We start from the raw sequence: 23,994 nt of genomic DNA on the forward strand, positions 1-23,994 counted from the left end.
TTTTACATGAATCCCTGCCGACCCTCATGTAGTAACGCGCGTACAGCACCACCAGCGCACCGATGCCCAGCACCAGCAGGGAGAACATCCACGCAAACCCGTCCATGCGGAACACGAGGTTCAAACCCAGCGAGGGCAACCACACGATCTCTTCGCGCACCACACCGCCGGCGGCCATCTCGGGAAACAGCAACGCGGCCTGCACGGCGCAGAACAACGCGATCGCGCCGGCCAGCGTGGACTCGGCGTTTCGGGCGTTCGACGGCAGCAGGGCGGCAACGAGGCTGCCCACGAATGGCAAGAGGACGAGGCTGTAGAGCGGCAGGGTCATGTGGCTTTGAGTTTATCGGCTGCTGAAACATGGCTGAAAGCTGACGCTTGGAGCTCGAAGGAGTTCAAATTCTGTGCTCGCGGGCAATCTCGGCATTGCTCAGCACTGAATAGGAGTCTGCGCGTGGGAGGCCACTATGTAGCTATCGTTCCGTGCCTCATACGCGAACATTTGCGCCCGTAAATGCTGCGCTACCTTCGTGAACAAGGTCTTGCCGAAGCACCCGCAACGGATATTGAGCTGCGGTCTGGAAATTAGGCGCAGGCTGCCAGGATCGTTCGATGCCAACGGTGCGGGAGCAGCTCGGCGATGTGGCTATTCGGCTGGGTTGGCAGACGCCTGAGCACGTCATTGATGTATGCCCACGGGTCGTGCCCGTTCATGCGCGCCGACTGGATCAAACTCATCACCGCTGCCGCCCGTTGGCCCGCGCGCAGGCTGCCAGCGAACAGCCAGTTGTTGCGGCCGATGGCGATGGGCCGGATCTGGTTCTCAATCCAGTTGTTGTCCACGGGCAGGTGCCCGTCATCGACGAAGCGGACGAGAGCGGCCCAGCGCTTGAGGCTGTAGTCCAGCGCCTTGGCTGTGGCCGATCCGTCGGGAACCTTGCGCCGCTGAAGCGTCATCCATTCGTGCAGGGCGTCCAACAGCGGCTTCGTTCTCTCCCGTCGGACTGCCAGGCGCTGCTCGACGCTTAACTCCTTGACCTCACGCTCGATCTCATAAATGCGGGCCATCTGCTGCAGCGCGATTTGGGCGATCTGGCTTTGGTTGGCCGCGTGCAGATCGAAGAATTTGCGCCGCGCGTGCGCCAGGCAGCCCACCTCGGTGACGCCGGCCACCAGAAGCGCTTTGTACCCGCTGAAGTCATCGCACACTAGGCTGCCCTTCCGGGTGCCCAGGAAGGTGCGAGCGTGCTCGCCAGCGCGGCTCTCGCAGAAGTCGTAGACCACCCCCCTCTTGTTCTCGAAGGCCCCGGTGGCATAGGCCCAGAGGTAAGCCCGGTGTGTCTTGCCGTTGCCCGGCTTGAGCATGGCCACCGGCGTTTCGTCGGCGTGCAGCACGCGGTGCTGCAGCAGCTCGGCCCTCAGAGCATCGACCAGTGGCTGCAACTGCACGCCACAGGAGCCCACCCATTGCGCCAGTGTGGAGCGGGGGATGGCCAGACCGGCGCGGCCGAAGATCGCTTCCTGGCGGTACAACGGCAGGTGGTCGGCGTACTTGGCCACCAACACCTGCGCCAGCAGCCCGGTGGTGGGGATGCCTTTGTCGATGACGTGTGGATCGACCGGCACTTGGGTGAGCGTCTCGCACTTCGCGCAAGCCCACTTCCCCCGGATGTGGCGCTCCACAGTGAACACGCCGGGCACGTAGTCCAGCTTCTCGGCCACGTCCTCGCCGATACGCTTCATCTGGCAGCCGCAACCTGGGGTTTGGCAAGTAGTAGACTCGGGCTCGTGGCGGATCTCTCTTCGCGGCAGGTTGGCCGGCAGCGGTGCGCGTTTGGGGACTTGCTTGTCTTGGCGGCTTGCCACTGGAGGCATGGCCTGCTCGATCTCTTCCGCCACGGCCTGCAGGTCCTCATCCAGGGATTCATCGATCAGGCTCTTCTGCTCGGCGCTGAAACGCTCCGACTGCGCGGCAAACTTCATGCGCTTGAGCAGCGCGTTCTCGTGCGTGAGCTTGTCGATCAGGGCCTGCTTGAAGACCACCTCCTGGCCCTGGCGTGCGATCACGCCGTCTCGCTCGGTCAGCTCACGCATCAACGACAGCAGGGCCGCTCGCATCTGCTGCGGCTCCAGGGTGTCAAGGTGGTCTGCGGTGATCACGGGAGGAGATGATGCGACGAACATCACAGTCGCGCATCGGTGCAAGCTCTGATTGCCTGGCCAGCGACCGGAGCACTCAAAGCACGGTGATGATTCCAGCCTCGCCGACGTTCTTCCATGGCAGACCCAGAACGAGCGCATCGAACTGCGTGCGGCTGAGTGTGGCGGTGGTGGCGGCATCGCGCGGCCAGACGAACTTGCCGCAGTTCAGGCGCCGGGCCGCCAGCCACACACCGATGCCGTCGTGCACCAGCACCTTCATGCGGTTGGCCCGTCGATTGGCGAACAGGTAGGCGTGGTGTGGGCGCGCTGCGCCAAAGACAGCCACTACGCGGGCCAGCGCCGTCTCGGTGCCAGCTCGCATGTCCAGCGGCTCGGTGGAGAGCCACATTGCATCAATGCGGATCATCGGAGCCAGTCGCGCAGCCAAGCAGCACAGGACGCTGCATCCTCCAGTGGCCAGTTCACGGTGACCACGCCGGCACTGCGCCGAACCTCAACTTGGATCGCACGCGCCAGGGGCTGCAAGCTGGTTTCAGTTGCTGGGACCTGTTCAACTGGTGGAGGCAAATTCAACGCCACGAACTCGTTCCGGGGCGCTGGCAACAGGGCGTCCGCTTGCTCGCGCATCCAGCGGTGAACGATGTTGGCGTTGACCCCGTGTGCGAGTGCCACGCCGGCCACTGACGCGCCAGAGACTTGGCATTCGGCCACGATCTGGCCCTTGAGTTCCGGGGAGTAGTAGCGCCGCTTGGGGCGTTGGGCGATCGTGTCGTTCGCCATGGTGTGCATGATCTTCATCGTGCACACGATGCCTCGGCGCTGGGTCTATCTCAAGATGGGGTTGCCGGACGCATACGGACTTTCCTCTCAAAGTCGCTGTTCACCGCGAGCGCGGCATTCTCGCATTACTTTCAGGCAGCGCGCGGAGAACGCGGTCCCAGTTGGGCACACGAGGTCAAGCGTGGATCAACGCTTCAAACGCTCCTCAAGGAAATCCAGTCGATCCTGCCCCCAGAACCGCTCGCCTTCCACGATGAAGGTCGGCGCACCGAAAACACCGGACTGCACGGCCCGCTGATTGTTCTCCTCAAGCTTGCGGATGGTTTGAGGGAGCTGAGCCTGTTTCACCAAGCCCTCACCGTCCTGGCCGAAGTGGTTGACCAATTTAACCAGGGTCGGCCAGTCCGCGATGTCAAGGTCTTCACACCAGATGGCCCGCAGCACCGCGTGCGATAGCGTCAGCGTGTCCAAGCCAGCGTCTCCCGCTGCGATCAGCAGACAGCTCGCGGGCACGCGGTCTACCGGGTAGTACCGAGGGGTAAGGTTGAGGGGAATCCCCAACCTGCTGGACCAGCGCGCCAGCTCCAGTTGCCGGTAGCTCTGTCGCGCGGGCGAGCGCTGGGGAAACGGCGTACCGCCAGTTGTTGCGAAGACCTCAGACAGGTCCATCGGCATCAACTCCACCTGCGCACCGCTGCGCGCCAGCAGATCCCTGAACCGAGCACTGCCCAGCCAAGTCCAGGGGCTGGCTACGCTGAGCCAGTACTCGACACGCAACGTCATGCTGTCTCGTGCACAGCGTCTTTCACCTCTTCGCTGAACAGTGGCATGCCCAGCGCCCGGAGCCGCTTTTGAACCTCGGCCACCGAAACCTGGCGTACCGTGGTGCCGCTTTCAACTGCCACCGCTGCGGCAACGCCTGCTGCTTGGCCGGTGGCCATGCAGGCGGGCATGTTGCGCGAGCGTGCGTGTGCCGCATGGTCGGCAGAGATGCAGCGACCGGCCACCAGCAGCTGCTCCACACCTTGCGGCAGAAGACAGCGGTAGGGGATTTCGTATGGACGCAGACCCTGGAAATCCACATCCGCGCCCTTGGGGTCGTGAATGTCAAGCGCAGACGCATCGGCTGCAATGCTGTCCTCAAAATGGTGGCCGTTGAGCGCGTCGTCGCCCGTGAGCGTGTAGTCACCCACCACGTGGCGGGTTTCCCTCACACCCAGCACGGGTGCGATCTGCTCGATGCGCGCATTTTCGAATCCGGGGATGCGCTCGCGGAGGTAGCGCGCCACGCCCTCGATTTGGCGGTAGCACTCCAGTACAGCATTGGTGAACTCCACCGGGGAGAACACATCGACTCCCATCACACGTGTGGCATTTACATACATGCGACCACCCGCCGTCTTCAGCGTGATGTTGTCCCTCTGCAGCTGGATCCCGGTGTCGCGCTGGAATTGCTTCAACGAAGTGTTGAACCCAGTGAGCCAAAGACCATACGCCAGACCTTCGATGGTGTCGGGGATGGCGCGTGCCGGCACATCGTCGGTGGTCCGGGCCCAGTCAGCGAGGCGAACGAGATCCACCCGATCCATGGTGAAGTACATCGACACAGGCTGCATCACCTTCTCAGCAGCGCCGTCGCCCATCACGGAAGAAGCGCCCGCACGGGCGGCTATATCGGCATCAGCCGAACAATCGATCACGACCTTGCCGGAGATGTATTGGCGCCCGCTTTTGCTCTCGATAACCACACCAGTGATCACGCCGTCTTCCATCAGTGGAGCAGAAACCACCGTTTCGAAAAGAATCTGTACGCCCGCTTCGGCGCAAAGCCGCGTGAGCAGCATCTTCATGATCTCCGGGTCGCACGGCGAGGCAATTTTCACGCCCCCGGTCTTCACAACCGCCATATAGTCATCGCCCGCGCCGCCGATGCTTCGAGCCAGATTCCAAATCTCGAGCGGCAGCCCGCCGACCAGCGCGCCTGACGGTTTGGTGTTGAGGCCCAGTGTTAGGTTGCCGCCGAGCGAACCAAATCGTTCGATCATGACGACTCGCTGGCCCTGGCGTGCTGCCGCGATGGCGGCCAGTGGTCCAGTGGTGCCGCCGCCGACGACGATCACGTCGGTGTCCAGAAGCAAGGGAATTTGGCGGGCAGGTTCGGTAATGTAAGTAGTGGACATTCGGTCTTTCATTCGATGACGATCTTGGCCCGTTGCACGACGGGGACCCATTTGTTGATTTCCGCGCCCATGAAGCTGCGGAAATCGGCGGGCGATGTGCCCACCACGTTAGCCCCCATGGACACCAGCTTGGCATTCACCTCTGGCATCTGGAGCACAGCGTTGATCTCACGGCTAAGCTTGTCCACGATGGGTGCTGGCGTACCGTTGGGTGCGAGCACACCGAACCACGCCACCGCTTCAAAGCTCGCGTAGCCTGACTCGGCCATCGTCGCCACATTGGCCAACGCCGGTGCGCGCTCTTTGGTGGTCACGGCAAGGGCTTTTAGCTTGCCAGTCTGAATGTGAGGCGTCACCGGGACGATGTTGTCGAACATCATGTCGACTCGACCGGCCATCAGGTCCAGATGGGCAGGGGCGCTGCCTCTGTACGGGACATGCAGGATGTCCACATCTGCGAGGGCCTTGAGCAGCTCGCTGCTGAGCTGGTGCGAAGTACCCAGCCCAGAAGACGCGAAGGTCAATTTGCCTGGGCTCTTGCGAGCCAACTCGACCAACTCCTTGACGTTGGTCGCCGGCAAGTCCGGCCGTGTGACCAACACCAGTGGGGTGACGGTCATCAGCGTGACGGGCTCGAAGTCCTTGACCGGGTCGTATGCCAGCTTTCGATAAACGAGTTTACTGATGGGCAAGGCAGCCGTAGCGATAGTGATCGTGTAGCCGTCGGCGGGTGCGCGTGCCCCCTGTTCAGTGCCGAGGTTGCCGCCGGCACCCGGCTTGTTCTCGACGACGATCGGCTGTCCCAGACGACGACCTAGGTGATCGCCGACCAGCCGTACGATGGTGTCGGACGCCTGACCTGCCGGGAAAGGCACGATCACCCGGATGGGCCGATTTGGGTAATCATCGGCCATGGCGGATGTGGCCACTCCGAATGCTGCAGCTATTGCCAAGAGTGTTGTCTTCATGTCGTTTGTCTCCTTTGTAGTAAGCCCTGCCCGATCGGACAGGTGCGGGGTGCGCTTTTCAGCGCAAATTGCATGCAAAAAAAGGGCGCCTCGCCGCTCAGGCGGTTTTCTTTGGCGCAAATGCCTCCGGCTCTTGCCCCCTTAACGTTGCCTGGTAGGAATGGCGTACGTGATCTGCGGCCGCCTTGTGGGCGGCGGCTTCGTCGCGCGCTTTGATGGCGGCGCAAATGGCACGGTGATCCTGCACAGCGGTCTCCCGCCAAGCCGGTCCGCCATAGATCACAGACCGCCGCGACAGGTCGATCTGTGTGGTCAGCGAATCCATCAAATTGGCCAACCTTTCGTTGCGACACGCCCGGGTAATCAGCGCGTGGAACTGCGCACCCAACTGCTGCCAACGCGCGAGGTCTTGTTCGCCCTCGTACTGGTCGCAAACCACCTGCAGTTCAGCGATTTCTTCCGGCCGGGCCCTCAATGCGGCGTAACGCGACGCGGCAGCCTCCAGCACCTCGCGCAGCTCGAAGAACTCACGCAGGTCATCTAGCGAACGCCTTGGGATCACGTAACCACGGTCGGGCAGTTCATCCAAATAGCCATCGTTCACGAGGCTTTGCAAGGCCTCGCGCACTGGGGTGCGGCTCATGCCCAGCGATTTCGCCAAGTGAATCTCGAACAGCGGCTCACCAGGGCGGAGCTCACCGCCGAGGATGGCATCACGCAGCTGCTCATACGCGCGATTGGAGAGAGGGAGGGTTTTGACCATGTTTATCCGTGTACTCTGTGTATACACAACGTACGCAGTATCATTTTTCGACAGGAATCCGGTCAACCGGGTAAACCCGGATGACGGGTCCATGCTCCAAGCCGGCCCAGTGAGGCCGCAGGCTCAGGCACACTGAACTGCTTGATTACGCAAATAGAAGAACTGGGTCCGATGCCCCCTGCAGCCCTCCCCCACCTCCTCGTGCAGTTCAGCGATACGCACATTGCCCCACCCGGGGGGCTCGCGTATGGCCGCGTTAACACCGCAGCCCACCTCGAAAAGGCGGTGGCGGCGGTCGACAGACTCTCCCATGCGCCGCTGGCCGTGCTTGTGACGGGCGACTTGGCCAACCATGGCGACGATGAGGCCTACCGTCACTTGCGTGTGTTACTCGCACCCTTGCCGTGCCCTGTTTACCTGATGCCGGGCAACCACGACGACCGTGCCGCCCTGCGCCGGGCCTTTCCGGAGCACGCCTACCTGCAGTCAAACAACTCGACTGATGCGGATGGATTCATCCAGTACGACATTGGGTTCCCCGGCTTGCGTCTGCTCACCCTCGACACCGTGGTACCGCACGCCTCGCATGGAAGCTTGTGCGCCAAACGCATTGATTGGCTGGCAGACCGATTGGCCGAAGCCCCCCAAACACCAACGATCGTGGCACTTCACCACCCGCCGTTCCGGGCATTCCTGGACTACATGGACGGAATTGGGTTGCGCGAGGGCAGCGACGCCTTGGCCGACGTCGTTTCACGACATCCACAGGTATGCCGCATCCTGTGTGGACACCTTCACCGCAGCGTTCAAACCCGCTGGGCAGGTACCTTGGTGCAAACCGCACCGTCGACTGCCCACCAAGTCTGGCTGGATTTGTCATCGGGAGGCGCCAAAGGCTTTGGCATGGATCCGCCTGGATTCCTGGTGCACGCCTGGGCCAATGGTGAATCCCTGGTCACTCACCTGATGTTCAATGAACGCTTTGAGGGCCCCTACCCGTTTCGCGGTGAGTGAAAAACGCGAGTTGAAGCGCTATTGGAGTGTCTTGACATGCCCCCACGCCCCGTCAAAACCATTCACCTGTACTAAAAACCTGGTCAATTCAACGTGGTGGTATTTTTGGTGGTACTGGAAGACTTCAAATCAAGAAAAACCAGTATTTATGCGCCATACAGCTCTAGATGTGAACGACGCCCTCCCGCCATTAATGAGTCTCGGACCCTTTCAAAGGATCTCAGGCAACACCCTAAAAGCCCCGTTCTTCATTGGAGAGCGGGGCTTTTTTTGTCTTTGCAGTTTTCATGCGTTTACTGCCATCTCTGGTTTTTTAGAAACACTTTTGGCTTGGCGGACACGAATGGCCAGATGTGCATTTCAATCGTGTGAAACCTCACGCTTTGAAATTTTGATCGACTTCCTATCGCCCAATTGCCTCCATTTAGCCGGCCCCGATTGACCACCCCAGCGATCGGATAGCAGCATGACCGCCCTGATTCATGGGAGAGGTCCATGCCGCCGCAATTGCTCAGCAAGCGAGACACATCCGTAGCGCCTATCGCGAATCGCAGCGCTTCCGACTTTATAAAAAAGTGGCAGACAGGAAGCAAAGCGAGTCAACTCGGAGAGCGGGCAGGCGCCCAAGCGCATTTTCTGGAGTTGTGCGAAGTCCTCGGCGTAGAGACACCGACTGACGCGGACAACTATTGCTTCGAGAAGGGCGTCAAAGGATTGAGCGGCACTGTCCGATTCGCCGATGTGTGGAGACGTGGTTGTTTTGCATGGGAATACAAGAGGCCCGGAAAAAGCCTATCGGATGCTTTAGAGCAACTGATGCGATACGCCCTGCCGCTAGACAACCCGCCCCTGCTCATCGTCAGCGACCGCCAAAGAATTGAGATTCATACTCACTTTACAGGCTACCCGAGCCGGTGCGTAAGCATCGCCCATGAAGAGCTTGCGGACAGAGCCACGCTCGCGAAGCTCAGAGACTCATTCCTTGATCCCTACAGCTTCCGCCCAGAGCACGACTCCAAGCGCGTCACTGAAGCCGCAGCCACCGCGTTCGCTTCAATCGCAGATGTTTTGCGCCAAGAAGGCGTTGAACCTCAGACGGCAGCGCACTTCCTTTCCCAGTGTGTGTTCTGTTACTTCGCTGAGGACATCGGTCTTCTGAGTGCGTTCAAGCGCGTAGTTTTGAAACGATCGTCGGGAGATGTGTTGAAGAAATCCCTGACCGAGTTGTTTCGGAAAATGCAAAAGGGGGGCACGTTTGGTGCCGACGATATAGCTTGGTTCAACGGCGGGCTATTCAATAACATCGACGTGCCCGTCATGCCCGCATGGGCTGTCGCAACTTTGGCTGACGTTGCGAACATGGACTGGAGCGCCATCGATCCCAGCATATTTGGCACACTCTTTGAACGTGGCCTCGACCCCGACAAGCGCACTCAGCTGGGAGCCTATTACACCGACCCGTCGATCATCTTGCGCATAGTCACACCTCTGGTGGAACGTACTTTGATGACTGAGTGGGACGAATGCAAGGCACAAATCAACGGCCTCCTGAGTGAGCGAGACGTGCTTCGAGTCCAGGCCAAGGGCATACAAAGCACATCTGAGAGGCTTCGCACTCGACGCGCGCGAATCAGGACACAGGCGAACAAACTGAACCGGCAAGCCAATGATGTATTCAGCAGCTTCCTTGAACGACTTCGGAACTTTCGCGTACTAGATCCAGCCTGCGGAAGCGGAAACTTCTTGTACCTCGCCCTCAAGGCACTCAAGGACGTAGAGAAGCAGGCAAACCTTGACGCCGAGACTTTGGGCCTGGAAGCCCAGCTCCCTGTAACGGGACCGCAAAACGTCTTGGGCTTGGAGCTGAACGAATATGCTGCGGAACTTGCCCGCATGACCGTCTGGATCGGCGAACTGCAGTGGCGCAAGCAGAACGGCTACGGCTGGAAACTCAACCCGGTACTGGACTCGCTAGAACACATAGAGTGTCGAGATGCGCTGTTGACTCGTGATGGCGACGGCTGGATTGAGACTACCTGGCCTACTGCAGATGTGATCGTTGGCAACCCGCCGTTCATAGGCGTTTCTCGCAAACGCCGCGAGTTGGGCGACGATTACGTTGAATTGCTGGACCGTGCGTATGGCGACCGGGTGCCGATGGCGGCGGACTTCGTGTGCTACTGGTTCGAGAAGGCGCGTGCGCAGCTTGAGGCAGGTTACTTGCAAGCAGCAGGCTTAGTTGCAACCAATTCGATTCGCGGCGGCGCAAACCGATCGGTACTGGAACGCATCATTGGAACTTCACGCATATTTCTGGCCTGGAGTGATGAGCCGTGGGTGAATGATGGGGCAGCCGTTCGCGTTTCTATGGTTGGTTTCGGTCAAAGAGACAGCACGAGGCTTGACGACGTTGAAGTTGCCCTCATACATGCAGACTTAACTGCTGCGGAAGGCATTGATTTGACCAAGGCTCAACCGCTGGAGGAAAACTCTAATGCCAGCTTCCAAGGCGCGTCGAAAAAGGCTAAGTTTGAGATTGACGAAGCCTTGGCCTTGCAATGGCTCAAGTGGCCCAATCCTAACGGTAGGCCCACCAGTGATATAGTAAAACCATGGGCCAACGGCTTTGAAGTGGCTCGCGGCCCGCAACGGCAATGGATTATTGACTTCGGTACTGAGATGTCGGAGGACGATGCCTCTCTGTACGAGGCCCCATTTGCATATGTGACCCAGCATGTAAAGGCCCAACGCCTTGCCAACAATCGCGAGTCTTATCGGCGCTATTGGTGGCGGTTTGCGGAGGCGCGGCCCGCGTTGCGAACAGCGCTTAAGGGGCTCTCGCGCTACATCTCCACGGTCGCTCACAGCAAGCACCGATTTTTTGTTTGGCTGCCTATTACCACGTCTCCCGACCAAGCTCTGATAACTATTGCGCGAGAAGATGACCTGACTCTCGGTTTACTCCATTCTCGCTTTCACGAAATCTGGTCACTTCGTATGGGCACTTCGCTGGAAGATCGTCCGCGCTATACGCCCACAACCTGCTTTGAAACCTTTCCTTTCCCCGAAGGCTTAACGCCCAAGGATACGCAAGTCGCCGTACCTGACACGACCGCAGCCAAGACTATCTCAGCAGCCGCATTGGAGCTCGTGCAACTCCGCAACAAATGGCTCAATCCACCCGAATGGACCGACTGGGTCATCACTCCCGAAGAACAAGCAGCTGGATTTCCCGAACGTCCTCTTGCAAAGCGCGGACATGAGGCGGATCTAAAAAAGCGCACCCTCACCCAGCTCTACAACGCGCGCCCAGCTTGGTTAGCCCTAGCGCACGAAACCTTAGACAAGGCTGTAGCCGCTGCATATGGCTGGGGCGACTACACGCCGCAATGGACGGACGAAGACATCCTACGTCGCCTGCTGACGCTGAACCTGCAGCGCAGTAGCAGTTAGCACCAATCCCGATACACATATGATTCGATACGTCGTGACGCTTCTAGCTTTAGTTTCGGCTCCAGCAATCGCTCAGGTGCCAGCCGTGCTCCTAGAGGCCTGCAATGCTCTAGAGCACGCTTCCAGACGCCTTGAGTGTCTGCGCGCAGCGAATCAGAATACCCAGGCTGCTACTGCAGCACAGCCGGTCGACCGGGCCCCTGCTCCATCGCCTTCAGCGAACTCATACAACTTCGCGCCGACTCCGAACACCAGCTACTCTGCCCCTAGCGGGAAGACCTGCTTCGTCGGACCACGCGGCGGCACGTACACCATCACCAAGAGCGGGAAGAAGAACTATGGGGGTTGCTAGATGGACTTGCTTCTGAGGATTGGCCTTTTCCCCGGATTGGCGTCAGCGGGACGGGTCTGAGGTGCTCGATTGCTATGTCTTCGACAGCTTGATAGGGGTGCGTGACATGACGGTCGACTGGCTACACCGCTACAACCAACATCGTCTCCACGAGGCCCTCGGCCGTACCCAGCCGGTCTAGTTCGTCAAACCGTTCCCCAACCTCTGCTTCTGACTGGCTCAGGAAATCGAGGGGACTTCACCGCTACCCAAGATGCTCAATCCACTTCATTCCTCGTGTTAGCGGGGTGAGCAGAAATCCGTCAGGCAACTGATTACGTCTTTCATTCACGAAAGGATACGTTTCGTCCAAGAAGCGACGCCAGTCGGCGCTCAATACGTCTGCAGCATTCCAGAACCAAAGCTCCCCGGTGGTAAACGCTGCGATCGCTATGGAGTATTCCGTCTGTCTATGCCAAGCAACCTCAAATGCTTTTTTCCATCGCGCACGATCTGCACCATACAGGGCGAAGCAGGCACCGCGCATAAAGCAACGCATCCGCGTCCAAGGGTGGTGATACATATCCTGCTGCCCCCCGCCTTGAGAAGCCCAGTGAACAAGAGCAGAAAGAAAAAATGAAGCATCCGCCAGCCGATGCACGGCGTCCGATTCATCTAGTCGAGATCCAGGCAGAACCCGCGACTGCATCATTCGCACAAACAAGTATCCGCTGCCTTCGTCAGCACACGCTTCGATCGCCCGGCTCTCGAGTTGTGAACTAGGGTCTGCAAACGGCTCTTGGCAATGCGCTATCTCATGTAAGAGCGCCAGAGTGGCGCAGTCATAAACAGAGTTGTATGTGTCGCGGTCCACATGACCTGGCCCCCCAAGCGTGAGGACGCCGACACACACATCTTTGATCGACCAACTCCCAAAATCTTCCTTAACAAACTGCTGATGTGAGCCAAACAGGCGTGCAACATGCGCACGATTCGCCAGCCCAAGTACTTTGGGGAAGATCCCCAAGCTGATTTGTGCCAGGGAGGATCGCTCCCCCGTGGCCTCGTCGTGACCCGCCCGGCAGTACCCTTCGATGAGTGGGGAGTCAAGCAAACCTACATCGAGAGACCCGTTGAGTGCTTTTAGCTGCTCTCGCATTAGCGAGACAAAGCTGGAGGTTTGTCCAAACCAAGCGCGCACAATCCGGTTGATTGTGTCGAAATGAGGAATGTTAGATGGGTAGTAAGCGGTGGACTGCCCTAGAGAGCTAAGCCACTTTTCCTCGTCATTCACAGATTCTCCTCGTTCGCTATGTAGGCCTAATAACATCGTGTCACGATAGCGCCCCATTGGCAAAGATCGCTATACCTCGTATCCATGTAGTCTGCAGGCCGACACGGTAACGACGCCCTCTCATTGGAGGGGATACCTCTGCAGGGTCCAGAGCTTTCGGGCACCGATGGCCAAGATCCCGCCTCAGCCGGATGCACCGGTTAGAACGGAACGCGCCCCCCGGACAAAGCCCGCTTGCACTTGGCCAATGCCGCCTTTTTCTTGATCGGGCCACATGCTCCGCACGCGACGAACCAAGGGTTATCCCTCATGAAAAAGTGCACTAAATTAAGTGAAAAGGTTTACCATCCGCCGCATGGATGAAAAAAAGACCTTCGGTGGTGCGAGACCGGGCAGCGGACGCAAGCCGATTGCTGAAGGCTCCGTCACGGTGCCTGTAACCATCAAGCTCACTCCTCCCCAGCGGGACAAGCTCAAGCGCCTCGGCGGCGCTCCCTGGGTGCGCGAGAGGATAGACAAAGCAAAGGAGTAACGCCGCGCCTCAGGGCGACTTCCTCAGTTTGAGGGAGTGTCTGAGGCACAAAAAGCGACGGCCCAAGGTGCGCTAACACCAAGGACCGTCTGACCACAACGTGCAACAACCTTCGAAGGACCGCACATCATGGCTAAGACCGATTCTAAGACCGCGAGCAATGTCGTCGACATTGCCCAAGCCCGCGCAGCGCGCGTCCGTCACGCTCGCCTCGCGCGCCACATCCGCCGCGACCCCATTCGCCACGCCGCCCCTGCGGCGCTGTGAGGGGGTGCGACATGTCAGCCAGCAAACTCCCCTCCTCCATCCAGAAGATCGAGGAGACAAATTTCGACGTGTACGTCGGCAAGGCCGAGGATCTGATGGCGGCCGGTCTGGTCAGGCCCGAGCAGTTCCCGCCTGAGGGCAAACGGAGCGTGTCCTACCTGGGCGGCGTGGTGATGTCTCGCCACTGCCGGATGGATGAGACCTACCTCCGCGTGTGCCGACGCAACGATGCCGACATGCCATGGTTGGTGTGTGTCGGCCTGCCGCGTGGCGAGCTTCTGCAGCGCAGGGCTGAGGCCCGCGAGAAGCGCCGCGTGGAGCAGGCGCGGAGCGTCGCCAGATGCAAGGCCGAACTCGCCAGGCGCGAACTCGAGCGGATGCCCGGCTCAGAGCGGCAGTTCGTGTGTGAAGCCGCCTCCAGCATCCGCGAGTTGACGGACATCGTTTTCCTCAGGCGTCTGGATGAGGAAAAGAGCTGGCACGGCTACAGGTTCAGCACCGAGACGAAGGAGTCCGCCTTGATGGCGGTGGACGCGATCATCGAGGCGCTGGTGCAGGGCGAGGTGATCTTTGACGCCGAGCGGCATGCGCAGATCGTGGAGGCGCACCGGGCGGTCATCCGCGCGGCCGATCCTTCCTTCTACGCCCAGCTCGACAAGCTCAGCACACCCGATGCATCCATCTTCGCGGGAGAAGCGCCATGAGCCGCCGCTGCAAACCGGGGCAGCGCGCCAGAGTGATTGGCGAAAGCAGGAACAAGGGCGCCATCGTCCTGGTCGTCGGCCCGCATTTTCCCAGCGAGGAGTGGGGTGGTTCAGGGCGGTGGGTCGCGGGTCTCTTCCCATGGAAAACCATCTCGCTGGGTGGTCCTCTTCACATTCGAGACGCGGACACCATGGAGGCCCTGCCGCCATCGATGTACTGCGTTTTCGAGGACGAAGACCTGGAGCCCCTGAAGGATGACGACGACGGTCTGACCCGATCCACCGGGAAGGACAGGCCGAAACGTGACCCGGCGTGCGGCGTGCTGGAGGAGAACCCGGCCTAGGGGCCGGTCAGGCCTGCGAGGCCGCCACGGGCAGGCGTGGCTTGCCGCCGCGCCGCTGTTGCCAGATCGAGGCGGTAAACACCACCAGCCCGCCCACGGCGAGCAAGGCGCCCACCCAGCCTGTCGATGTCCAGCCCAGGCCGCCGGCAATCGCCAGCCCGCCCAGCCACGCGCCCAGGGCGTTGGCCAGGTTGAAGGCGGAGTGGTTGAGCGCGGCGGCCAGTGCTTGCGCTTCACCGGCCACATCCATCAGGCGGATCTGCAGCGCCGGTGCCAGCGCCACCACGGTGCCCACCAGCAGCACGTTGAGCGACACGGCGGCGGCGTAAGGCGCGGTCACGAGCATGAGCAGCAGCACCAGCGCCGACCACACCAGGGTGCCGCCGATGGTGGGCAGCAAGGCCTTGTCGGCCAGTCGCGCGCCCACGAGGTTGCCGGCGATCATGCCGACGCCGAACAGCGCGAGCACCAGGGGTATGGCGCCGAGCGAGAGGCCGGTCACTTCGATCAGCGTCGGCTTGATGTAGCTGAACACCGCGAACATGCCGCCAAAGCCGATGGCTCCGATGCCCAGCGTGAGCCAGACCTGGGGGTTGCTCAGCGCGGCCAGCTCCCGCAAGGGGCTCGCCCCTTCGGGCGCCGGCAGGTTCGGCAGCGCGCGGTGAATCATCACGCTGGCCAGCAAGGCGATCACGCCCACCAGCACAAAGGCGCTGCGCCAGCCCCAGTGCTGCCCCAGCCAGGCCGCCACGGGCACGCCGATGAGCGTGGCACCGGTCAACCCCAGCATCATCAGGCCCACGGCCTGCGCCCGGCGCCCCGGTGGCACCAGCGAGGCGGCGACGAGGGAGGCCACACCGAAATAGGTGCCGTGCGGCATGCCGGCCATGAAGCGCAGCAGGTTCAGACTCCAGTAACCGGGCGCCACCGCGCTGGCCAGGTTGCCGAGGGCGAACAGCACCATCAGCACAACGAGCAGCAGGCGCCGGGGCCAATGGGCGGTGAGGACGGCCAGCAAAGGCGCCCCGACGACCACGCCCAGCGCGTAGGCGCTGATCACATGGCCGGCTTGCGGGATGCTGACCTGCAGCGTGGTGGCCACTTCGGGCAGCAAACCCATGATGACGAACTCGCCTGTGCCAATGGCAAAACCGCCGAGCCCGAGGGCCCAGACGGTGGAGCGGAAAGCAGGATGGGTGGCGGCGTCGCCCGTGGGGGCCAGGGAGGAAGTGGCGGACATTCCCGCAATCTTGCTGCAACGCAGCATCCCACGCAGGCCAGGGGTTTTACCCCTACGGGATCAGGCCACCACGTCGCGCATCCGGTCGAGGTCGGACCGGTACTGCGAGGCGAGGCTGACTTTTTGCCTGTCGCTCAAGATCTTGCCGGAGAGCTGGAAGAACTTGCGCTCTTCTTCCCGCAGGTGGTGGTGCACTTCGTGAGACAGCTTCTTCGCCAGCTCCGGCCAGGCCTCGGGCTTGTTTCGCGCGTCTTCCAGGGCCTCGACGCATTCATCGATCTCGTGGTGCTCGTGCAAGGCGTGGCGCGACGAGTCCAGCCCCATGTCGTCAAACAGGATCTGGGCGTACAGATAGCGCTCTTCGGCGGCCGCGTGGGCCGCCAGTTCGATGCGCAGTGCCTTGAAAATCTCTTGGGCGCGGGGATCCTCGGGCTTGGTGCGCACCAGCCGCCGGCACAGCGTGCGCTGCGTCTCGTGGCTTTCACGGAGGGCTTCGTAGATGTTGTCCATGGGGATCTCCTGCATAAAAAACCCGGCCGAGGCCGGGCATTCCTCGTCTCAGCCGATCAACCGCGTTGCGGGTTGTTGCCGCCTTGTTGCTTGCGCGACGGATCGTTGTTGTCCGCCTGGTTGCCGCCTTGCTGCGGCGACTTGCGGCTGTCATCGCGGCCGGGTTGTGCCTGTTGCTGCTGGCCCGGCTTGTTCTGGCTGCCGGGTTGCTGCTGATTGGGGTTCGGCTGCTGTTGCTGCTGATTGGGGTTGTTCTGGCTGCCAGGCTGTTGCTGGTTCGGGTTCTGCTGTTGCTGCTGGTTGGACTTGCCTTGGTTGCTCATGCGAAATCTCCAGAAAAGAAATGGGTTGCGGGCAGGATCGCCACGCACAACCAGTCTAAAAATCCTTCAGCGGTCCGAGTGTCGGCTGAGGCCCCCCTTCCCTGTAGGACTGCACCCACGCCGGGTCCAGACGAAAAAAAGCCACCGCGTGCGGTGGCTTTTTTGTTACAGGAGGCCTCCTGAGAGGCCGTCCCGTCCGGGGAACTGGCCGATCAGCGGATCACGGCCAAGGTGGTGCGGTTGCCGCCCTTGTAGGTCATGAGCGTCAGGGCACCGTTCTTGATGTCGCCCTTTTCGTCGAAGGCGATGTTGCCGGTCACGCCCTTGTAGTTGGTGGCCTTGAGCGCGGGCAGGTAGACCTTGGGGTCGGCCGAGCCGGCGGTGACCATGGCGTTGACCAGCACCTTCGTGGCGTCGTACACGTACGGGGCATAGACCTGCACGTCGGCGTTGAACTTGGCCTTGAAGTCGGCGCGGAACTTCTCCATGCCTTCCTTCTGTTCGCCTTCCACACCACCGGCTTCAGCGCAGAACACCTGGTCGTCGGCCAGGCCGTCGGCGGCCAGCTTCGGCAGCTCGGTCGAGCAGATGCCGTCGCCACCCATGAACTTGGCGTTGATGCCGAGCTGCTTCATCTGCTTGAGCATCGGGCCGGCCACGGCGTCCATGCCGCCGAAGAACACCACGTCGGGCTTCTTGGCCTTCAGGGTGGTCAGGATGGCGTTGAAGTCGGTCGCCTTGTCGTTGGTGAACTCACGGCCCACCACCTTGCCGCCCGCAGCAGCCACGCCCTTTTCGAACTCGTCGGCCACACCCTGGCCATACGCGGTGCGGTCGTCGATCACGGCCACGCTCTTGGCCTTGAGCGATTCCACGGCGTACTTGCCCAGCGTGCCACCCAGGTGCACGTCGTCAGCCACCACGCGGAACGCGCCAGCGTAACCCTGGCGGGTGTACTTGGGGTTGGTGGCGGAGGGAGAGATCTGGGGAATGCCAGCGTCGTTGTAGATCTGCGAGGCCGGGATGGTCGTGCCGGAGTTCAGGTGGCCGATCACGCCAGCGACCTTGGCATCCACCAGCTTGGTGGCGGCGGCGGTGCCTTGCTTCGGATCTGCTGCGTCGTCTTCCGCCAGCAGTTCGAACTTGACCGGGTTGCCACCGATGGTCAGGCCAGCGGCGTTGAGCTCCTCGATCGCCATGCGGGCGCCGTTCTCGTTGTCCTTGCCGAGGTGGGCGATGGCGCCGCTGGTGGGACCAACGTGACCGATCTTGATGACCTGAGCGGCGGCAGCGGGGGCAGCGGCAGGAGCGGCTGCGGGTGCGGCCTCTTCTTTTTTGCCGCAAGCGGCAAGTGCGACAGCCGCCGCGATGACGGCCAGTTTGGTGTTCAGTTGCATGGTTTTCCTCGGAAAAGGATGGAAGTTGGAATGCGGAGGGAACTTTTTTTCTCCACGCCCATAAAGATACTCCAAAAAACCAGCGGATTTCGCATCGCGCAGCGCCTGTGGGAAGGAACGAGGGTTTTCCCAAAGTCGCATCACGCCGTTGAATGGCCCATAAGGCCGGCGCATGCTGCTCTGGCGCAGGTGCGCGGGCGTCAGTCCTGGGGCGCCAGCTGGAGATCGTGCCGCTGGGGCTCGATGCCCTGCGCCTTGTAAAGCTTCCAGCGGTCGCGCGCGTGTCCGCGGTCTTCCTGATCCCCGGTCACCACCTCGATGACGCGCGCAAAGCCTTCGTAGCCGGCCGGCATGCCCAGGCGCAGGTTCACCAGCACCGTGGCCCCGTTGGCGGCCGAGACCTCGCTGGCGAGGTGGATGGGCGAGCGGGACTTCACATGCGCGGGGTCCATCGGCCCGCTGTGGGGGATGAACTCGCCGTTGGCCATGGTCCAGAGCGCCACATCCAGCGCCGCCCGCTCCCGCTCTTCCACGAGCACCATCACCCGCGCGCCACGCAGGTAGGCCTTGCGCAGCAGGCGACAGGCGTAACCCAGCTTGTCGGGTGCGTTGAAATGGAAGGCCACCTCGGTCATGCTGCGCGCCGTGTTCAGGCCTTGCGGGTTCTGGGGGCCTTCTTCGGCGCCACCGCCGCGGCCTGGTCGATCAGGTACTGCAACAGCAGCGGCACCGGCCGCCCCGTGGAGCCCTTGGCCGCCCCGCTCTTCCACGCGGTGCCGGCGATGTCCAGGTGGGCCCAGGGCAGCTCGGCGGTGAACTTCTGCAGGAACTTGGCGGCGGTGATGGCGCCACCCGCGCGCCCGGCCACGTTGCCCATGTCGGCGAAGTTCGATTTGAGGCCTTCGGCGTACTCATCGTCCAGCGGCAGGCGCCAGCACAGGTCCTGCGCGGTGTCGCCGGCCTTCTGCAGGGCCTGGGCCAGGTCGTCGCGGGTCGAGAACAACCCCGAGCGCACGCCCCCGAGGGCGATCACGCAGGCACCGGTGAGGGTGGCGATGTCGATCACGCTGTGGGGCTTGAAACGCGCGGCGTAGGTGAGCGCATCGCAAAGGATCAGGCGGCCTTCCGCATCGGTGTTGAGGATCTCGATGGTCTGCCCGCTCATGCTGGTGACCACGTCGCCCGGTTTCACGGCCATGCCGTCGGGCATGTTCTCGCAGCTGGGGATGAGGCCCACCACATTGATGGCGGGCTTGAGCTCGGCCAGGGCGGCGAAGGTGCCGAGCACGCTGGCCGCGCCTCCCATGTCGAACTTCATTTCGTCCATCTCCGCCGCCGGCTTGATGGAGATGCCGCCGGTGTCGAAGGTGATGCCTTTGCCCACCAGCACCACGGGGGCGCTGGTCTTGGCCGCACCGTTGTAGTGCAGGACGATGAAGCGCAGCGGTTCGGCCGAGCCCTTGGCCACGGCGAGAAAGGAGCCCATGCCCAAGGCTTCGACCTGTTTCGGGCCGAGCACATCCACCTTGAGGCCGGGCTTGCGGCCCAGCTTGCGGGCCGCCTCGGCCAACATGGTGGGCGTGGCGTGGTTGGCCGGGCGGTTGGCCCATTCCTTGGCGAACTCCACCCCGGTCACCAGCGCGCGGCCGGTCTCGAAACCACCGCGCACGGCCGCCGCGTTCTCCACACCCACGACCACCTGTTGCACCGTGCGGGCCTTGGCCGAGGGCTTGGTGGTGGTGTAGGTGTAGGTCGCGTCCGCACAGGTCTGCACGGCGGCGCGCACGGCGTCGTCGTTCGCATCGAACAGGCTGAGCACCAGGCCCAGCTTCTTGATGCCGGGCTGCTTGAGCGAGCCCATGCCCGCGCCCACGGCCTTGCGCACCGAGGCGGCCGAACCGTCGCCCACCCGCACCAGCACCACCCGCGGGGCCTTGATGCCCACAGGGCGGTAGCAGGCCAGTTGCTTGGCCACACCCGCGTCCAGGTCGCCCAGTTTCGTGGCGCTGGCCACGAGCTCCTGCAGGGCGCCGCCGGCAGCCTTGCCGGGGGCCGCGGTGTCGGGCACCAGCACCAGCAGCGCGTCGGCGCTCAGTTGGGCGGCCTGGGTGGGCGAAAGGGATTTGAGTTCGAAGTCCATAATCGTGTTTTCCTGTTCTCGATCGATGTTATTCCATTCTTCCATCCGCAAAGAGCTGGCACGCAGCTTCGGGGCCACGCTGGTGGTGCTGTTCACCATCGTGTTGACGATGTTGCTGATCCGCACGCTGGGCCTGGCCTCGAAAGGCAGCGTCGACCCGCAGGAGATCGCGCTGGTGCTGGGCTACACCGTCATCGGCCGCATGCCCACCATCCTCACGCTGGCGCTCTTCATCGCCATCGTCTTCACGCTCTCGCGCATGTACCGCGACAGCGAAATGATCATCTGGTTCTCCAGTGGCCGCTCGCTCGGGGGCTTTCTGCGGCCGGTGATGCGCTTCTCGTGGCCGATCCTGGTGGTCATCACGCTGATGGTGTTCTTCGTCTGGCCCTGGGCCAATGCGCAGACCGACCAGTTGCGCGACCGCTTCGAGCGCCGGGGTGACCTGGAGCGCGTGGCGCCCGGACAGTTCCAGGAATCGTCGAGCGGGCGCCGCGTGTTCTTCATCGACAAGGACACGGCGGACGGCACCGAGGGCCGCAACATCTTCATCTCCAGCACCGAAAACGACGGCCGCGAGACCGTGACCTCGGCGCGTTCGGGCCGCATCGAGTGGCTCAACGAACAGCAGATCCTGATGCTCAACAACGGCCAGCGCCTGGAAACGCCGGCCGACCAGAGCAGCCTGAAAGTGAGCGAGTTCGAGGAATACGGCACCCAGATCGGCTCCTCCGCCATCAGCCAGCGCGGCGAAGCCCTCAAGGCCCGCAACAGCTGGGACCTGATCCGCGACCCCACCCGCGCCAACCTCGGCGAACTGGGCTGGCGCATCGGCATGGCCTTGACCGCCATGAACTTCGTGCTGATCGCCGTGGCCACCACCACCGGCAACCCGCGCGCCGGTCGCGGCGGCAACCTGTTCTTCACCCTGTTCGCCTTCGTGTTCTATTACAACCTGCTCAACCTGGGCCAGAGCTGGGTGGCCAGCGGCCTCTTCAGCCTGGGCGGCTACATGGTCGGCCTGCATGGCGGCGTGTTCGTGCTGACCGTGCTGTGGTTCTTCAAACGCCACTACAACCTGAGCGTGCGCGGCTGGCTCAGCGCCCGGCGCACGGCGCGCAGCGCCGCCGTGGGAGCGGGCGCATGAAAACCATCCGCCGTCTCATCTATGGCGAAGTGTTCGCGGCCGTGACTTTCGTGCTGCTGGCTTTCCTCTCGCTGTTCTTCTTCTTCGACTTCGTCGACGAGTTGCCCGCGCTGGGCAAGCCCTCGGCGCTCGACCCCTCGCTGGTCTACGAAGTGCCGCATGCCCTGCTCTACGTGGGGTTGCTCATGCCCAGCCGGATCTACGAGCTGCTGCCGATTGCCGTGTTGATCGGCTCCGTCTTCGTGCTCGCGCGCCTGGCCCAGGGCTCGGAATACACCATCCTGCGCACCAGCGGACTGGGCCCGTGGCGGGCACTGCGGATGCTGCTGGGCCTGGGCGCGGTGTTTGTGGTGCTCACCTTCGCCATCGGCGACTACCTGGCGCCGCTTTCGGACAAGACGGCCCAGCTGCTCAAGGCGCGTTACCAAGGCAACATCAGCCTGGGCCAGACCGGCGCCTGGCTCAAGGAAAAGCAGCCCTACAGCAACTTCTCGGTCAATGTGGGCTCCATGTCGCCGCAGGGCGAGCTGGGCAATGTGCGCATCTTCGAGTTCAACAACCAGGGCTTCCTGGTCTCCACGCTGCACGCCCAGACCGGGCAGATCGAGGTGGACGACTCCTGGACCCTGCGGCAGGTGCAGCGCCGCGAATTCGACACCGCCGGGCAGGCCTCCGGCCGCATCCAGCGCGAAGCGCTCGAGACCCTGCGCTGGCCCAGCGGCATCAACGCCGAGATGGTGTCCGTGGCGCTGCTTAAGCCCGAGCGCATGCGCACGGCCGACCTGTTCGGCTATATCCGCCACCTGGAGGCCAACGGTCAGACGGCACAGCGCTACGAGATCGAGTTCTGGCGCAAGGTGTTCTACCCCTTGAGCTGTCTGGTGATGGTGGTGCTCGCGCTGCCCTTCGCCTACCTGCACTTCCGCTCGGGCAGCATCACCGGCTACGTCTTCGGCGGCGTGATGATCGGCATCAGCTTCTTCCTGCTGAACAACGTGTTCGGCTACATCGGCAACCTCAACCAGTGGCAACCCTGGCTGGCCGCGGCCTCGCCGGCCTTGATCTACTCCGTGTTCTCGCTCGGCGCCTTCGGGTGGCTGGTGCTTCGGAGGTAGCGGCCATGCTCGGTGTGATTGTTTTCGCCCATGGGTCGCGCGACCCCCTGTGGCGCCAGCCGGTCGAGTCGGTGGCGCAGCAGATCGCGCGCCGCGATGCTTCGGCCGTGGTGTCCTGCGCCTACCTCGAACTCAGCGAACCCGACATCGCCACGGCGGCGCGCCAGCTGGTGGCCCAGGGTGTGACGCGGGTGCGCGTGCTGCCCCTCTTCTTCGGCATGGGCAAGCACGCCCGTGAAGACCTGCCGGTGCTGATGGCCCAGCTGGCCGCCACACACCCCGCCGTGACCTTCGAACAATTGCCCGCCGCTGGCGAAGACCCCCGTCTGACCGCCCTGCTCGCCCAAATCGCGCTGGAGACCGCCGCATGAACCTGCACCAGTTCCGTTTCGTGCAGGAGGCGGTGCGCCGCAACCTGAACCTCACCGAGGCCGCCAAGGCCCTGCACACCTCGCAGCCCGGCGTCTCCAAGGCCATCATCGAGCTGGAAGACGAGCTCGGCATCGAGATCTTCGCGCGCCACGGCAAGCGCATCAAACGCGTGACCGAGCCGGGCCAGCAGGTGCTCAAGAGCATCGACATCATCCTGCGCGAGGTCAACAACCTCAAGCGCATCGGCGAGCAGTACTCGGCCCAGGACAGCGGCACGCTGTCCATCGCCACCACCCACACCCAGGCGCGCTACGTGCTGCCCGGGCCGGTGGCCGCGCTGCGCCAGGCCTACCCCAAGGTCGGCATCAGCCTGCACCAGGGCTCGCCCGACCAGGTGGCCAAGATGCTGATGGAGGAAGTGGCCGAGATCGGCATGGCCACCGAATCGCTGGTGAACTACCCCGAGCTGGTCACGCTGCCCTGCTACGAGTGGCAGCACGTGCTGGTGCTGCCGTTCGACCACCCCTTGCTGGAGCGCGAGCGCATCACGCTCGACGACCTGGCCCAGGTGCCGCTGGTGACCTACCACCCCAGCTTCACCGGCCGCACCCGGATCGACCAGGCCTTCGCCCTGCGCCACCTGCAACCCAACATCGTGCTCGAGGCGATCGACTCGGACGTGATCAAGACCTATGTGAAGCTGGGCATGGGCGTGGGCATCGTGGCCGAGATGGCCATGCAGGGCGAGAACCAGACCCCCGACCTGGTGGCCCGCCCCGCCGCGCAACTGTTTGGCCACAACCTCGCGCGCGTGGCCTTCAAGCGCGGCACCTACCTGCGCCACTTCGTGCTGCGCTTCGCCGAACTGCTGAGCGACCGCCTCTCGCGCGACCTCATCCTGCGCGCCATGAGCGGCACCCCGGACGACTACGAGCTGTGACCCCATGAGTTCCCTCC

24 protein-coding genes and 1 pseudogene are annotated in these 23,994 nt (G+C 62.4%); 10 read left to right on the forward strand and 15 right to left on the reverse strand.

Annotated features, from left to right (window positions below; all coding sequences use genetic code 11):
* Positions 1-25: 25 nt before the first annotated feature.
* The 8 genes and pseudogenes from AC3WPZ_RS06280 to AC3WPZ_RS06315 all read right to left on the reverse strand — a co-directional run.
* Positions 26-325, reverse strand: a pseudogene (locus AC3WPZ_RS06280) (monovalent cation/H+ antiporter subunit A); the annotation flags it as partial.
* 260 nt (positions 326-585) lie between these two features.
* Entirely contained in the window at positions 586-2,118 is a 1,533-nt protein-coding gene (gene tnpC, locus AC3WPZ_RS06285; RefSeq protein WP_492438686.1) for an IS66 family transposase, read from the reverse strand.
* A 118-nt stretch (positions 2,119-2,236) separates the two neighbouring features.
* Positions 2,237-2,569, reverse strand: coding sequence for an IS66 family insertion sequence element accessory protein TnpB (gene tnpB, locus AC3WPZ_RS06290; RefSeq protein WP_492438668.1), 333 nt, complete (start codon positions 2,567-2,569; stop codon positions 2,237-2,239).
* Positions 2,566-2,961: an IS66-like element accessory protein TnpA gene (gene tnpA, locus AC3WPZ_RS06295; protein ID WP_492438670.1), complete on the reverse strand. Its 396-nt coding sequence runs from the start codon at positions 2,959-2,961 to the stop codon at positions 2,566-2,568. The genes tnpB and tnpA overlap by 4 nt, the downstream gene beginning before the upstream one ends.
* 168 nt (positions 2,962-3,129) lie before the next feature.
* Complete coding sequence (locus tag AC3WPZ_RS06300) at positions 3,130-3,726, reverse strand: 2-hydroxychromene-2-carboxylate isomerase (RefSeq protein ID WP_492438672.1); 597 nt, start codon at positions 3,724-3,726, stop codon at positions 3,130-3,132.
* Entirely contained in the window at positions 3,723-5,135 is a 1,413-nt protein-coding gene (locus AC3WPZ_RS06305) for an FAD-dependent oxidoreductase (RefSeq protein ID WP_492438674.1), read from the reverse strand. The genes AC3WPZ_RS06300 and AC3WPZ_RS06305 overlap by 4 nt, the downstream gene beginning before the upstream one ends.
* Complete coding sequence (locus AC3WPZ_RS06310) at positions 5,132-6,091, reverse strand: Bug family tripartite tricarboxylate transporter substrate binding protein (protein ID WP_492438676.1); 960 nt, start codon at positions 6,089-6,091, stop codon at positions 5,132-5,134. Before AC3WPZ_RS06310 ends, AC3WPZ_RS06305 begins: the two co-directional genes overlap by 4 nt.
* A gap of 97 nt (positions 6,092-6,188) precedes the next feature.
* Positions 6,189-6,854, reverse strand: a complete 666-nt coding sequence (locus AC3WPZ_RS06315) for a GntR family transcriptional regulator (protein ID WP_492438678.1) — start codon at positions 6,852-6,854, stop codon at positions 6,189-6,191.
* 171 nt (positions 6,855-7,025) lie between these two features.
* Here AC3WPZ_RS06315 and AC3WPZ_RS06320 point away from each other — a divergent pair, with 171 nt between their 5' ends.
* The 3 genes from AC3WPZ_RS06320 (at position 7,026) to AC3WPZ_RS06330 (ending at position 11,854) form a co-directional block, all read left to right on the forward strand.
* Positions 7,026-7,868, forward strand: coding sequence for a phosphodiesterase (locus AC3WPZ_RS06320; protein WP_492438680.1), 843 nt, complete (start codon positions 7,026-7,028; stop codon positions 7,866-7,868).
* 495 nt (positions 7,869-8,363) lie between these two features.
* The gene (locus AC3WPZ_RS06325; protein ID WP_444686667.1) at positions 8,364-11,321 is read left to right on the forward strand and encodes a class I SAM-dependent DNA methyltransferase; all 2,958 of its coding nucleotides are present in this window, start codon (positions 8,364-8,366) and stop codon (positions 11,319-11,321) included.
* Positions 11,322-11,734: 413 nt separating this feature from the next.
* Positions 11,735-11,854 (forward strand): integrase core domain-containing protein, encoded by a 120-nt coding sequence (locus AC3WPZ_RS06330; RefSeq protein ID WP_444687481.1) that lies wholly within the window; start codon positions 11,735-11,737, stop codon positions 11,852-11,854.
* 63 nt (positions 11,855-11,917) lie between these two features.
* Here the strand turns inward: AC3WPZ_RS06330 and AC3WPZ_RS06335 are convergent, their stop codons facing one another.
* Complete coding sequence (locus AC3WPZ_RS06335) at positions 11,918-12,946, reverse strand: hypothetical protein (protein ID WP_444686668.1); 1,029 nt, start codon at positions 12,944-12,946, stop codon at positions 11,918-11,920.
* Between the two features lie 355 nt (positions 12,947-13,301).
* Between AC3WPZ_RS06335 and AC3WPZ_RS06340 the strand changes: the two genes are divergently transcribed.
* The 3 genes from AC3WPZ_RS06340 to AC3WPZ_RS06350 all read left to right on the forward strand — a co-directional run bounded on the left by AC3WPZ_RS06340 (position 13,302) and on the right by AC3WPZ_RS06350 (position 14,793).
* Positions 13,302-13,478 (forward strand): hypothetical protein, encoded by a 177-nt coding sequence (locus tag AC3WPZ_RS06340; protein WP_444686669.1) that lies wholly within the window; start codon positions 13,302-13,304, stop codon positions 13,476-13,478.
* Positions 13,479-13,756: 278 nt separating this feature from the next.
* Positions 13,757-14,449, forward strand: a complete 693-nt coding sequence (locus AC3WPZ_RS06345) for a hypothetical protein (RefSeq protein ID WP_492438683.1) — start codon at positions 13,757-13,759, stop codon at positions 14,447-14,449.
* The gene (locus AC3WPZ_RS06350) at positions 14,446-14,793 is read left to right on the forward strand and encodes a hypothetical protein (protein WP_444686672.1); all 348 of its coding nucleotides are present in this window, start codon (positions 14,446-14,448) and stop codon (positions 14,791-14,793) included. Before AC3WPZ_RS06345 ends, AC3WPZ_RS06350 begins: the two co-directional genes overlap by 4 nt.
* A 7-nt stretch (positions 14,794-14,800) precedes the next feature.
* Here the strand turns inward: AC3WPZ_RS06350 and AC3WPZ_RS06355 are convergent, their stop codons facing one another.
* The 6 genes from AC3WPZ_RS06355 to AC3WPZ_RS06380 all read right to left on the reverse strand — a co-directional run bounded on the left by AC3WPZ_RS06355 (position 14,801) and on the right by AC3WPZ_RS06380 (position 20,403).
* Entirely contained in the window at positions 14,801-16,033 is a 1,233-nt protein-coding gene (locus tag AC3WPZ_RS06355; RefSeq protein WP_444686673.1) for an MFS transporter, read from the reverse strand.
* A 60-nt stretch (positions 16,034-16,093) separates the two neighbouring features.
* On the reverse strand, positions 16,094-16,543 hold the full coding sequence (locus AC3WPZ_RS06360; protein WP_492434854.1) for a hemerythrin domain-containing protein: 450 nt from the start codon (positions 16,541-16,543) through the stop codon (positions 16,094-16,096).
* 56 nt (positions 16,544-16,599) lie between these two features.
* Complete coding sequence (locus tag AC3WPZ_RS06365; RefSeq protein ID WP_444686675.1) at positions 16,600-16,866, reverse strand: hypothetical protein; 267 nt, start codon at positions 16,864-16,866, stop codon at positions 16,600-16,602.
* A 212-nt stretch (positions 16,867-17,078) separates the two neighbouring features.
* Positions 17,079-18,263 carry a branched-chain amino acid ABC transporter substrate-binding protein gene (locus tag AC3WPZ_RS06370; protein WP_382157523.1) on the reverse strand — a complete coding sequence of 395 codons (1,185 nt, stop codon included), beginning with the start codon at positions 18,261-18,263 and terminating at the stop codon, positions 17,079-17,081.
* 200 nt (positions 18,264-18,463) lie between these two features.
* Positions 18,464-18,898, reverse strand: coding sequence for a DNA polymerase III subunit chi (locus AC3WPZ_RS06375; RefSeq protein ID WP_382325113.1), 435 nt, complete (start codon positions 18,896-18,898; stop codon positions 18,464-18,466).
* 14 nt (positions 18,899-18,912) lie between these two features.
* Positions 18,913-20,403: a leucyl aminopeptidase gene (locus AC3WPZ_RS06380; RefSeq protein ID WP_382157519.1), complete on the reverse strand. Its 1,491-nt coding sequence runs from the start codon at positions 20,401-20,403 to the stop codon at positions 18,913-18,915.
* A 25-nt stretch (positions 20,404-20,428) separates the two neighbouring features.
* Here AC3WPZ_RS06380 and lptF point away from each other — a divergent pair, with 25 nt between their 5' ends.
* The 4 genes from lptF to AC3WPZ_RS06400 are packed head-to-tail and all read left to right on the forward strand — an operon-like array spanning position 20,429 to position 23,977.
* Entirely contained in the window at positions 20,429-21,550 is a 1,122-nt protein-coding gene (lptF, locus tag AC3WPZ_RS06385) for an LPS export ABC transporter permease LptF (protein ID WP_382157517.1), read from the forward strand.
* A complete protein-coding gene (gene lptG / locus AC3WPZ_RS06390) occupies positions 21,547-22,665 on the forward strand; it encodes an LPS export ABC transporter permease LptG (protein WP_382157515.1) in 1,119 nt (372 codons plus the stop codon). Before lptF ends, lptG begins: the two co-directional genes overlap by 4 nt.
* Positions 22,666-22,670: 5 nt before the next feature.
* Positions 22,671-23,036, forward strand: a complete 366-nt coding sequence (locus AC3WPZ_RS06395) for a sirohydrochlorin chelatase (protein WP_382157513.1) — start codon at positions 22,671-22,673, stop codon at positions 23,034-23,036.
* A complete protein-coding gene (locus AC3WPZ_RS06400; protein ID WP_204734862.1) occupies positions 23,033-23,977 on the forward strand; it encodes a CysB family HTH-type transcriptional regulator in 945 nt (314 codons plus the stop codon). The genes AC3WPZ_RS06395 and AC3WPZ_RS06400 overlap by 4 nt, the downstream gene beginning before the upstream one ends.
* Positions 23,978-23,994: the final 17 nt, after the last annotated feature.

Source organism: Hydrogenophaga sp. FW305-3-2-15-A-LB1, assembly GCF_058787875.1.